Here is a 12,460-nt window from a genome sequence, read left to right on the forward strand (position 1 = left end):
TCAGTGGTGAAACGTACAGTCGGCCCTGATGCCCGAAAAGCCTGCAGAGCGCACGGACCGGTCCGCCGTGCGCTCCCTCCTGCGTCTGTGGCCCTATGTCCGCCCGGTACGGCTCCGCCTGTTCACCGCCGCCTTCGTGGCGATCCTGGCGTCCTGTCTGTCGCTCGTGATCCCGCTGATCCTGAAGTGGATGGTGGACGGGCCCGTCGCCGACCGGGACCCGGGCGGCGTCTGGCTGGGCGCGCTGTATCTGCTGCTGCTCGGCATCGCGGAGGCCGTGCTGTTCGGTTTCCGGCGGTGGCTGGTGGCGCGGCCGCTGGCCGGGGTCGAGGCGTCGATGCGGGCGGACCTCTACCGCCATCTGCAACGGCTGCCGGTGGCCTTCCACGACCGCTGGCCCTCGGGCCAGCTGCTGTCGCGCGGTACGACGGACCTGATGCTGCTGCGGATGTTCCTGGCGTTCCCGCTGACCTTCCTGGTCGTCAACGCGGCGACGATCCTGGTCGGTTTCGTCATCCTGTTCGCCCAGGACTGGTCGCTCGGACTGGTGCTGCTGGCGCCCGCGGTGCCGCTGATCGTCCTGTGCTCGGTGTTCGAGACGAAGTACTCGCTGGTGGCCCGGAAGGCCCAGGACCAGGTCGGTGATCTGACCACGGTCGTCGAGGAGAGCGTGCTCGGCATCCGGATCGTCAAGGGCTTCGGCCGCCACCGCAGCCAGGCGCTGGCCTTCCGGGCGCTCTCGCAGCGGCTGCGCGCCACGGAGCTGGGCAAGGCCCGGCTGCTCGCCGGGATCTGGGCGCTCATCACCGCCATCCCGGAGCTGGCGATCGGGGCGGCGCTGATCCTCGGCACGATCCAGGTGGCGGACGGCTCGCTGTCGGCGGGCACCCTGGTCGCCTTCCTCTCGACGGCTCTCGCGCTGCGGTGGCCGGTGGAGTCGATCGGGTTCCTGCTGGCGATGAGCCAGGAGTCGGCGACCGCGACCGACCGGTTCTTCGAGGTGATGGACGTGGCGGAGGAGCACGGGGTGGCCGCCGCCCGTGAGGACGCGCCGGACGCGCCCGCCGGGATGGTGTTCGAGGGTGTGGAGTTCCGCTACCCGGACGCGGAGCCGGGCTCCCCGCCCGTCCTGGCCCGGATCGACCTGCATGTGCGGCCCGGCGAGACGATGGCCCTGGTGGGCGGTACGGGCTCCGGCAAGACGACGCTCACCGCGCTGGTCCCCCGCCTGCACGAGGTGACCGGCGGGCGGATCACGCTGGACGGCGAGGACATCGCCACGATGGAGCGTTCGCGGCTGCGAGAGCTGGTGTCGGTGGCGTTCGAGGAGCCGACGCTGTTCTCGGCGACGGTCGGCGAGAACGTGCGGATGGGCGCCGAGGACGCGGACGAGGAGCAGGTGCGGCGGGCGCTCGCGGTGGCACAGGCCGACTTCGTGCACCGGCTGCCGCAGGGCCTGGACACGGAGGTCGGGGAGCAGGGGCTGAGCCTCTCCGGCGGCCAGCGCCAACGCCTGGCCCTGGCCCGTGCGGTGGTGGGCGGACCGCGCTTCCTGGTGCTGGACGACCCGCTCTCGGCGCTCGACGTGCACACGGAGACGCTGGTGGAGGCGGCGCTGCGGCAGGTGCTGGAGGAGACCACGGCGGTGGTGGTGGCACACCGCCCCTCGACCGTGATGCTCGCGGACCGGGTGGCGCTGCTGTCGGAGGGCCGGATCACGGCGGTGGGCACGCATCAGGAGCTGCTGCGGTCGAACACGGAGTACGCGTGGCTGATGTCGGGGGCCGAGCCGGGCGGCGGCCCTGACCCGCTGACCACCGAGGCCCCCGCCCCCGCCCAGCAGGTACCCGTCGAGGAGGGCACCCGATGACCACGACCACCGACGACGCCGCGCGCACCGCTTCCGGTGACGACGACGGGCCGGAGCCCGGCAAGGTCGCACCCGCACCGGAGGTGGCCGGCGACCCCTTCGACCAGGACGACCTGCCCGCACCGCGCGGCGCGACCGGGGCGCTCCTCCTCTCCCTGCTCAGGCCGATGCGCGGCCGGGTGGCGGTGGCCGCACTGCTGCTGGTGGTCCAGCAGGCGGCGGTGCAGGCGGGGCCGCTGCTGGTGGCGTACGCGATCGACAGCGGGGTCCCGGCGTTCCGGGACCACGACTACGGGCCCCTGATCGCGGTCGCCATCGGCTACGCGCTCTGTTCCCTGGGCGCGGGGATGCTCCAGTACGCGTTCATCCGGGGCTCCGCGCGGATCAACCAGGACGCGCTGCTGGACCTGCGCGGCCGCATCTTCCGGCACGCCCAGGCGCTCAGCGTGGACTTCCACGAGCGCTACACCTCGGGGCGGCTGATCTCCCGCTCCACCACGGACGTCGAGTCGTTGCAGGAGCTGCTGAGCGAGGGGCTCCAGGAACTGATCAACGTGGTCCTCTCGTTCGTGTCGATCTCGCTGGTCCTGCTCTGGCTGGACTTCGGCATCGGGGCGATCGCGACGCTCTCCTTCGTACCGCTGTATCTGCTGGTACGGCTCTACCGGCGGCGGGCGGCCGTCGTGTACGGGGCGCGGTCGACGGCGATCGCGTCGGTGATCGTCAAGTTCGCGGAGACCATGAACGGCATCCGGCCGGTCCAGGCGTTCCGCCGGGAGCGGTCCAACGACGCCGCGTTCGGCTCGCTCAACCATGTGCACGAGCGGCGCAACGGTGACGCGCTCCTGGAGATGGCCCGCTATGTCATCGGCTCCCGCCTGGTCGCCAACACGGCGGTGGCCGGGATGGTCCTGTGGGGCGCCTACCGGGTGGCCGACGGGACGCTGGCGCTCGGGGTGCTGGCCGCGGCGGTGCTCTATCTGCGCAGGCTCTACGACCCGATCGACCGGCTCGGGATGTTCCTCAACTCCTACCAGTCGGCGGCGGCCTCGCTGGAGAAGATCGCGGGCCTGCTGGCCCAGGCCCCGACGGTCCCGGTGGCGGCGGACCCGAAGGAGCTGCCCGCCCGCTCCGGCGGCCACCCGGGCCGGGAGGTCGTCTTCGACGGGGTGCGGTTCGCCTACCGTACGGGCGGCGAGGTGCTGCCCTCCTTCGACCTGCGCATCCCGGCGGGCGGGACGGTGGCGGTCGTCGGCTCGACGGGCGCGGGCAAGTCGACCCTGGCCAAGCTGCTGGCCCGCTTCTACGACCCGACCGACGGCCGGGTCCTGCTGGACGGCGTGGACCTGCGGGACCTCTCCACGGCCGAGCTGCGCAAGGGCGTGGTGATGGTGACCCAGGAGGCGTTCCTGTTCTCCGGGACGGTCGCGGAGAACATCGCGATCGGCCGCCCCGACGCCACCCCCGACGAGATCGAGCGGGCGGCGAAGGCGATCGGCGCGCACGACTTCATCGCCGCGCTGCCCGAGGGGTACGACACGGACGTACGCAAGCGGGGCGGCCGGATCTCCGCGGGCCAGCGCCAGCTGGTCGCCTTCGCCCGCGCCCTGCTGGCGGACCCGGCGGTGCTGATCCTGGACGAGGCGACCAGCTCCCTGGACATCCCCGGCGAGCGGGCGGTGCAGCGCGCCATGGACACGGTGCTGCACGGCCGCACCGCTGTGGTGATCGCCCACCGGCTGTCCACCGTGGAGATCGCGGACCGGGTGCTGGTGATGGAGGGCGGCCGGATCGTGGAGGACGGCTCGCCTGCCGAACTGATCGGCGGTACGGGGCGGTTCGCGGGGCTGCACCGGACGTGGAAGGACAGCCTGGTCTGACGGAGGCGGCGGCGGCGACGGAGAGGGCGTGGGGTGTGCCACCGTCCGGGCCGGGCGGTGGCACACCCTCACCCCGTCCTCACCCCGGCAGCAGCCGTACCGCCCCGTTCCGCAGCCGGGTCCGTTCCGTGGACATGAAGCGGTGCAGGGTCCGGGAGGCGAAGGCGGTCCGCTGGGCGCTGCGGCGGCGTTCGGAGTCGTAGGCGCGCAGCGCGGTGTTGAGGCCGGCGGGGCCCGGGGGTGCGGCGGTGACCGCCCGGGTCAGGGCGTCCGCGTCCAGGATCGCGGTGCAGGCCCCCTGGCCGAGGTTGGGGGTCATGGCGTGGGCCGCGTCGCCGACCAGTGCGACGGGGTTCGCCGGGGGGTCGGCGGAGACGAAGGTGGGCAGCGCCGGGTACAGGTGGCGCATCTCGTAGCGGATCCAGGTGTCCGGGTCGGTGGCGTCCAGGATGCGCGGGACCGGGTCGTGCCAGCCGGCGAAGGAGGCGCGCAACTCGTCGGCGGTGGTCGCGGCGGGGACGGTGGCGTACCAGTTGGTGCGGCCCGGCTCCACCGGGGTCAGCCCGAAGAAGCGGCCGCTGCCCCAGGTCTCGCCGTGGACGGGGCTCTCGAAGTCGGCGATGCCGATCCAGGCGACGGTGCCGACCGGGCGCGGGCCGCTGCGGTCGCCGAAGCGGGCGGTGCGTACGGCGCTGCGGATGCCGTCGGCGCCGACCACCAGGTCCTGCGCGGCCGTCAGGGCGCTCACCTCGGTGACGGTCTCCCCGAGCTTGATCTGTACGTCCCCGAAGGCGTCCAGGCCCGCGAGCAGGGCGTCGACCAAGTAGGGCCGGGAGATGAGGAGTTCGGGGCGGCCCGCCTTCTTCTCGATGCGCTCCAGCGGGAGGCGGGCCAGCGTGCGGCCGTCCGGGGTGCGGATGCGGGCGGCGCGGTAGGGCACCGCGTGGTCGCGCAGGGCCTCCCCGACGCCGAGCCGGTCGAGCGCCGACTGCGCGGTGGGGTGGATACCGAAGGCGGCGCCGTACCGCTCCAGTTCGGTGCGGCGCTCCAGCACGGTCACCGCCCAGCCCGCCCGGCGCAGCCCGATCGCGGTCGCCAGGCCCCCGATGCCCGCCCCGACGACGGTTGCCGTCCCGGGCCCTGCCCCTGTTCCCTCACGCGCTGCCATGCCGCACTCCCGAAGCTCGTCCGGCCGGTGCGAATAACCACCACATCCGTGGTACCACGCCTGGGGTAGCATCGGCAAGGAAGAGGGTGGACCGCAGCGGTACGGGACGGAGGGGGCGCGCGTGAATCCTGACCGGCGCGACCGGCTGCGCGACGCGGCCATCGCCGTACTGGCCGAGGAGGGCGGGCGCGGCCTCACCCACCGGGCGGTGGACCGCGCGGCCGAGGTGCCGGACGGGACCACCAAGAACTACTTCCCGACCCGGGACGCGGTCCTGCGGGCGGTGGCCGAGCGGTGCCTGGAGCAGTACCTCGACCTCACCGCCCAGCTCGCCGCCGGGCCGGGACCGGCCGACCGCGAGGGGCTGACCGCCCTGTTCCGCACCCTCCTGGAGAACGTCGCCGGACCCGGCCGCCCCAGGCTGCTCGCCTATCTGGAGCTCCAGGCGGAGGCGGCCCGGCGCCCCTGGCTCTCAGCCCTCCTCGACCCGATGGCGAGCGGCGACTTCGCGGGCTTCGAGGCGGCCCAGCGCTCCGCCGGACTCCCCGTCACTCCGCAGCGGGCGGCCACCGTCACCCTCGCGCTGCACGCGGCGATCCCGCACCTGCTGGCGGACGGGCCCGGCACCCTGGCGGCGGCGGGGCTGGACGACCCGGACCGGTTCGTACGGGGACTCCTGGACGCGGTCTATCCGGCGGACCCGCCGGCCTGACGGGGCTTCACCCACCGGGCCCGCCCGGCCCCGACTCACGGACGACGCGGTTCCGCTGGCGGGATCTGGCCAGACCCCGTCCCCGTCTCACCAGGTGGGCTGTAACCGCTTCCGCACCCGCCGTTCGAATGTGCCCCCTCGACACCGAACCTGTGCCCACCCTGTGAATACGGGCCTTCGCACACCCCGGCAACACCCCGGTAATGATCGGCGAAACGTCCGCTTAACGAACATGACCTTTTCAGCAACGAACGAATTCCGGCCAAGTTATTGACGCGCTCCTGACAGGCGTACGGATCTGCTGACACTCTTCACCCCGTTCTGCGCACCGCCTGCACCGTCCCGGACGGCTCATCCAGCGCCGCCGGTAACCCCCCTCGCAGAAGGAGTCCGCGTGAGATCCACGCCCAGCCGTCGCGCCACCGCGACCGGCGCTCTGATAGCCGCAGCAGCCATGATCGCCGTCGGACTGCAGTCCGGCGCCGCCACCGCCACCCCGACCTCGGCCGCCCCGGCCGGCGGGGTCACCGCCGGCACCCAGGCGGACCCGGGTTCGCTCCCCGCCAAGCTCTCCCCCGCCCAGCGCGCCGAACTCCTCAGCGAGGCCAACGCCACCAAGGCGGCCACCGCCAAGGAGCTCGGGCTCGGTGCCACGGAGAAGCTCGTCGTCCGTGATGTCGCCCAGGACCGGGACGGCACCACGCACACCCGCTACGAGCGCACCCTCGACGGGCTTCCCGTCCTCGGCGGCGACCTGGTGGTCCAGGAGACCACGGCCGGGAAGACCCTCAGCGTCACCAAGGCGTCGAAGGCGACCACCGCGCAGCTGAAGTCCGTCGGCCTCAACGCCGACGTGGCCCCGGCCGCCGCCGAGAAGCAGGCGCTCGGAGCGGCGAAGACCGAGGGCTCGAAGGCGACGAAGGCGGAGAAGGCACCGCGCAAGGTCGTCTGGCTGGGCGGCGGCTCCCCGCAGCTCGCGTACGAGACGGTCGTCGGCGGACTCCAGCACGACGGCACCCCGAACGAGCTCCACGTGATCACCGACGCGGCCTCCGGCGAGAAGCTGTACGAGTGGCAGGCCGTCCACAACGGGACCGGCAACACCCAGTACAGCGGCCAGGTGACGCTGGGCACCGCGCCCTCGTACACGCTGACCGACACCACGCGCGGCAACCACAAGACCAACAACCTGAACCGGGGCACCTCCGGCACGGGGACCCTCTTCTCCGGCTCGGACGACGTCTGGGGCGACGGCACCCCGGGCAACGCCGAGACGGCCGGCGCCGACGCCCACTACGGCGCCGCGCTCACCTGGGACTACTTCAAGAACGTGCACGGCCGCAGCGGCATCCGCGGGGACGGCGTCGGCGCGTACTCCCGCGTCCACTACGGCAACAACTACGTCAACGCGTTCTGGCAGGACAGCTGCTTCTGCATGACGTACGGGGACGGCGCGGGCAACGCCAAGCCGCTGACCTCCATCGACGTGGCCGCCCACGAGATGACGCACGGCATCACGTCGAACACCGCGGGCCTCGTCTACAGCGGTGAGTCCGGCGGCCTCAACGAGGCGACGTCCGACATCTTCGCCGCCGCCGTCGAGTTCCACGCGAACAACTCCCAGGACCAGGGTGACTACCTGGTCGGCGAGAAGATCGACATCCGCGGCAACGGCACCCCGCTGCGTTACATGGACAAGCCCAGCCGGGACGGCAGCTCCAAGGACTACTGGTACTCGGGCATCGGCGGCGTCGACGTCCACTACTCCTCGGGCCCGGCCAACCACTGGTACTACCTGCTCTCCGAGGGCAGCGGCACCAAGACGATCAACGGGGTCAGCTACGACTCCCCGACCTCCGACGGACTGCCGGTCACCGGCATCGGCCGGGACAAGGCATCGCTGATCTGGTTCAAGGCGCTCACCACCAAGTTCACCTCGACGACCAACTACGCCGCTGCCCGCACCGGCACGCTCGCGGTCGCCGGTGAGCTGTACGGCGCCACCAGCCCCGAGTACGCGGCCGTGGCCCACGCCTGGGCCGGCATCAACGTGGGTGCCCGTCCCGGCGGCGGCGACCCCGACCCGGGCGGCAAGGTCTTCGAGAACAACACCGTCGTGAACATCCCGGACGCGGGCGCGGCCGTCACCAGCGCGGTCAACGTCACCGGCATCACCGGCAACGCCCCCAGCGCCCTCAAGGTGGACGTGAACATCACGCACACCTGGCGCGGTGACCTGGTCATCGACCTGCTGGCCCCGGACGGCACCGCCTACCGGCTGAAGAACTCCTCCTCCGGCGACTCCGCGGACAACGTGGTGGCGACCTACACGGTCAACGCCTCGTCCGAGGTGGCCAACGGCCAGTGGAGTCTGAGGGTCCAGGATGTCGCGCGCCAGGACACCGGCCGCATCAACAGCTTCAAGCTCACCTTCTGACCCCACGGGATCGCTGCAACACCGCACCACCGTATGACCGAACGGCCCGGCAGGGGTTCTGCTCCCCTGCCGGGCCGTTCGGCGTGCACAACCACCGTTCGATCAGGCGGGGTTGTTCGCGTGGGTCAGGGTCTCCCAGGCCACGAAAAGGTTGTTGGTCCCGGCCGGGCGCTGCCGCTCGGTCAGCGTCTGCGTGTTGGTCATCGCGTAACCGAGCCGGTTGGAAAGGGCGTTGAACCCGACCTCGGTGATGGGACCGAGGCTGTCCTTCAGCGAGCCGCCGCAGAGCGAGGACGGGACGGGCGTCCCCAGCTGGTGCTTGGCGTGCAGCCCCAGCGCGTGCCGCAGCCGGTCGGCGACCTCCGGGTAGAGGTCCTGGCCCTGGATCCGGCTGGTCTCCGCGATGTGCGCGATGGCCGAGATGCCGTAACCGGTGTGGGTCAGGTCGCGGCAGGTCTCCTGGGAGAGCCCGTCCATGAAGGTGGACTGACCCTGCCAGTAGTTGATGACTTTCGCCCGGGTGTCGAGCCCGCTGCCGGGGGCGACCTTCGGCAGGGCGCCGTCGGCGGTCACATAGATGTACGCGGGGACCCGCCCGCGGAACTTGGAGACGGCCTTGTCGTAGGCGGCCCGGTCCTCCAGGAAGACCGAGATGCCGATCGCCGCCTCGGTCATCGACAGCTCCCAGTTGCCGTTGGAGTGGGAGCCGTTGGTGACCTTCGGCAGGTAGACGTTGCGCAGCATGGTGGAGAAGCGCCCGGAGTCGGGCCAGCTGCTGTATGTGTACTTGATGATCTCGGCGGCCCGCGGCCAGGAGGAGCCGGCCCAGCCGGTCTGGAGCGGCGCGTTGCTGTTGGTGTGGTCCCGGATCACGGCCGACCAGGCGTCCATGATCTGGATCGCCTTCTGCGCGTACCGGCTGTCCTGGGTGATGTACCAGGCCAGCGAGAGCGTGTACGCGGCGATCGCGTCCTCGCGCTCGTCGGTGCAGCCGTTGTTGGGGTTGGAGTACGAGCCGCACTCGACGATCGCGCGGGGCTTGGCGGTCCGGGACAGGGAGGCGTACTTGCTCCCCATCATCTGGTCGTACGCGCCCTTCCAGGGCTGGGCGCCCGCCTGCACCCTGCCCCGGACGAAGTCCAGCTGGGGGCGGCTGACGAGGACGCCGGGGTGGGTGAAGGCGGCCGGGGCGGCCGCCGCGGCGGGAGCGGGTGCGGCGGCCGGGGCCCGCTCCGCCAGGGCGGGGGCGGCGAGGGCCGTGGTGAGCAGCGCGGCCAGGCCGGCGGCGATGCCGAGTACGCGGGGGATGGTGCCGGTACGCATGTGGGGGTGCCTTCCGGTGCGGTGGTGGTTCAACGGCCCTGCCCGACAAAGGAGTTCACGTACATGAACATGGGGCCGCATGGTGAACCCGGTGATGTGTGAGGAACGTAAAGCCATCCCATGGACACGTCAAGGCTCTGTGTTCACTGCACGAACACAGAGCCCTCCCGCAGCCGAAGGGCCCGGCACCGCGCATCGCGGCACCGGGCCCTCACCTGGACGTCCTCAGCGCATCAGCACGCCCGCACCCTCCCCCGTCGCCTCGTTCGGCACCGCGACCAGGCCCAACTCGGCCCCGGAGGCAAGCAGTCCGTGCGAGGGCAGGACGCGCACGGTGTATCCGTACGGCCCCGTCCGGTCCAGGGCGAGCGGGCCCTCGTACAGCCAGCGGTCCTCCAGGTCGTGGCCGCCCGCCGGTTTCAGCGGGAAGACCTGGGCGTCCGCGATGGCGTCGGCGGAGTCCACCCGCCCGGCGACGACCTGAACCTCGACATCGTCCGGGTCCAGGCCCCCGAGGGCGATCCGCACCCGGAGGGACAGGGTCGCCCCCAGCTCGGCCGAGCCGCCCGCCACGGTGTCGGTGACCGACTCGACATGGTCGACGGAGACTTCCGGCCACGCCGCCCGGACCTTCGCCTTCCACTGCGCGAGGTCCCGCGCCACCGCCGGGCCGAGCGCCCGCCGGGAGTGCGCGGCGGGGGCGTAGAGACGTTCCACGTACTCGCGCACCATCCGCCCCGCGAGCACCTTCGGCCCCAGGTTGACCAGGGTCGAGCGGACCATCTCGATCCACCGGTCCGGCAGCTCCGTGGCGCCCCGGTCGTAGAAGCGCGGGGCGACCCGGTCCTCGATCAGGGCGTACAGGGCGTTGGACTCCAGCTCGTCGCGCCGTTCCTCGTCGACCGCCGAGCCGTCGGCGGTGGGGATCTCCCAGCCGAAGTCCGGCTCGAACCACTCGTCCCACCAGCCGTCGCGGACGGAGAGGTTGAGGCAGCCGTTGAGCGCCGCCTTCATCCCGCTCGTGCCGCACGCCTCCAGCGGGCGCAGCGGGTTGTTGAGCCAGACGTCGCAGCCCGGGTAGAGCTTCTGCGCCATGCCCATGCCGTAGTCCGGCAGGAAGACGATGCGGTGGCGCACCCGCGGGTCGTCCGCGAACCGCACCAGTTCCTGGATCAGCCGCTTGCCGCCGTCGTCGGCGGGGTGCGCCTTGCCCGCGACCACGATCTGGATCGGGCGCGTCGGGTGCAGGAGGAGCTCCCGCAGCCGGTCGCGGTCGCGCAGCATCAGGGTGAGCCGCTTGTACGAGGGGACCCGGCGGGCGAAGCCGATGGTCAGGACGTCCGGGTCGAGGACGCCGTCGATCCAGCCGAGCTCGGCGGTGCCCGCGCCGCGCCGGCGCCAGGAGGCGTACAGGCGGCGGCGGACCTCGGTGACCAGCTGTCCGCGCAGCTCCCGGCGCAGCTCCCAGATCTCCTGGTCGGCGATCCCGCTCACCGCGTCCCAGCGGCGCGGGGTGCCGGACTGCTGCTCGGTGGTCTCGTCCGCCACCGGTCCGCCCGCCAGGACCTGGTGGGCGCGGCCGGTGCCGACCTGTCCGGCACCGAGCCGGAACACCTCGGGGGCGACCCAGGTCGGTGCGTGCACCCCGTTGGTGATGGAGGTGATCGGCACGTCGGCGGGGTCGAAGCCCGGCCACAGCCCGGAGAACATCTCCCGGCTGACGGCCCCGTGCAGGGTGGAGACGCCGTTGGCGCGCTGGGCGAGCCGCAGGCCCATCACCGCCATGTTGAACAGCTCGGGCTCGCCGCCGGGGTAGGTCTCCCGGCCCAGCGGCAGGATCTTCTCCACGGGTACGCCGCTCAGCTCGCCGTCGTCGCCGAAGTGGCGGGCGATCAGCTGCCGGTCGAAACGGTCTATCCCGGCGGGCACCGGGGTGTGGGTGGTGAAGACGGTCCCGGCCCGGACCACTTCGAGGGCCGCGTCGAAGTCGAGCCCGTCGGCGGCCAGTTCCCGGATGCGCTCCAGGCCGAGGAAGCCGGCGTGGCCCTCGTTGGTGTGGAACACCTCCGGCTCCGGGGTCCGGGTGAGCCGGCACCAGGTGCGCACCGCGCGCACCCCGCCGATGCCGAGCAGCATCTCCTGGAGGAGCCGGTGGTCGCTGCCGCCGCCGTACAGCCGGTCGGTGACATCGCGCTCGCCCGGCGCGTTCTCCTCGACGTCGGAGTCGAGCAGGAGGAGCGGGACGCGGCCGACCCGGGCCAGCCAGATGCAGGCGTGCAGCGAGCGCCCACCGGGCAGGGCGAGCACCACCCGGGCGGGGGTGCCGTCGGTCTCGCGGACCAGGTCGAGCGGGAGTTCGTTGGGGTCGAGGACAGGATAGTGCTCCTGCTGCCAGCCCTCGCGGGAGAGGCTCTGGCGGAAGTAGCCGTGCCGGTAGAGCAGGCCGACGCCGATGAGCGGGACGCCCAGGTCGCTGGCGGCCTTGAGGTGGTCGCCGGCCAGGATGCCGAGACCCCCGCTGTACTGGGGCAGTGCGGCGGTGACGCCGAACTCGGGTGAGAAGTAGGCGACGGCGGAGGGCAGTTCCGCGCCGGCCGCCTGCTGTTCCTGGTACCAGCGGGGGCCGTCCAGATACTCCTTCAGGTCGGCGGAGGCCTCGGCCAGGCGGCCCAGGTACTCCTCGTCCCGGCCCAGTTCGGCCAGGCGCCCGGCGGTGAGGGAGCCGAGCAGACGTACGGGGTCGGCGTCCGCGGGCCGCCAGCCCTCGGGGTCGGCGGACCGGAAGAGCTCGCGGGTCTCGGTGTGCCACGACCAGCGCAGGTTGAGCGCGAGGTCGTGGAGAGGTCGGAGGGGTTCGGGGAGGACAGGACGCACGGTGAATCGACGAATGGCCTTCACGTATTCCACCTTTACAGGGGACTTGCGCATCCGAGCGGACGCACCACGGTGTGCGCCCCTTCCGTCACCCTCGACGGTAGCGGCCGTCCGTGGCCCGGGACCACGGCGCGCGGACGGCTCACAGGGTCCGGGAGCGGCCCGCGCGCGCCTCCCCACAGGAGCACCACGCGTA

General features: G+C 72.3%; 7 protein-coding genes. 4 read left to right on the forward strand and 3 right to left on the reverse strand.

Annotated elements, in window-relative coordinates:
• The first annotated feature begins 28 nt into the window (after positions 1-28).
• Both ACK8N7_RS09900 and ACK8N7_RS09905 read left to right on the forward strand, forming a co-directional pair.
• Complete coding sequence (locus ACK8N7_RS09900) at positions 29-1,870, forward strand: ABC transporter ATP-binding protein (RefSeq protein WP_403209939.1); 1,842 nt, start codon at positions 29-31, stop codon at positions 1,868-1,870.
• Positions 1,867-3,750, forward strand: coding sequence for an ABC transporter ATP-binding protein (locus ACK8N7_RS09905; protein ID WP_500441929.1), 1,884 nt, complete (start codon positions 1,867-1,869; stop codon positions 3,748-3,750). The genes ACK8N7_RS09900 and ACK8N7_RS09905 overlap by 4 nt, the downstream gene beginning before the upstream one ends.
• Before the next feature lie 79 nt (positions 3,751-3,829).
• Here the strand turns inward: ACK8N7_RS09905 and ACK8N7_RS09910 are convergent, their stop codons facing one another.
• The gene (locus ACK8N7_RS09910) at positions 3,830-4,918 is read right to left on the reverse strand and encodes an FAD-dependent oxidoreductase (RefSeq protein WP_403209936.1); all 1,089 of its coding nucleotides are present in this window, start codon (positions 4,916-4,918) and stop codon (positions 3,830-3,832) included.
• Between the two features lie 121 nt (positions 4,919-5,039).
• Here ACK8N7_RS09910 and ACK8N7_RS09915 point away from each other — a divergent pair, with 121 nt between their 5' ends.
• Entirely contained in the window at positions 5,040-5,630 is a 591-nt protein-coding gene (locus tag ACK8N7_RS09915; RefSeq protein WP_403209934.1) for a TetR/AcrR family transcriptional regulator, read from the forward strand.
• A 394-nt stretch (positions 5,631-6,024) separates the two neighbouring features.
• The gene (locus tag ACK8N7_RS09920) at positions 6,025-8,067 is read left to right on the forward strand and encodes a M4 family metallopeptidase (protein ID WP_403209932.1); all 2,043 of its coding nucleotides are present in this window, start codon (positions 6,025-6,027) and stop codon (positions 8,065-8,067) included.
• Positions 8,068-8,169: 102 nt separating this feature from the next.
• Here ACK8N7_RS09920 and ACK8N7_RS09925 read toward each other — a convergent pair whose 3' ends face one another.
• Together ACK8N7_RS09925 and glgP are read right to left on the reverse strand one after the other, a co-directional pair.
• Positions 8,170-9,390, reverse strand: a complete 1,221-nt coding sequence (locus ACK8N7_RS09925; RefSeq protein WP_500441932.1) for an alginate lyase family protein — start codon at positions 9,388-9,390, stop codon at positions 8,170-8,172.
• A 225-nt stretch (positions 9,391-9,615) separates the two neighbouring features.
• The gene (gene glgP / locus ACK8N7_RS09930) at positions 9,616-12,288 is read right to left on the reverse strand and encodes an alpha-glucan family phosphorylase (protein ID WP_500441933.1); all 2,673 of its coding nucleotides are present in this window, start codon (positions 12,286-12,288) and stop codon (positions 9,616-9,618) included.
• Between the last annotated feature and the right edge of the window lie 172 nt (positions 12,289-12,460).

The sequence above is a fragment of the Streptomyces griseobrunneus genome, from assembly GCF_046713465.1.
In the GTDB taxonomy this organism is placed as follows: domain Bacteria; phylum Actinomycetota; class Actinomycetes; order Streptomycetales; family Streptomycetaceae; genus Streptomyces; species Streptomyces microflavus.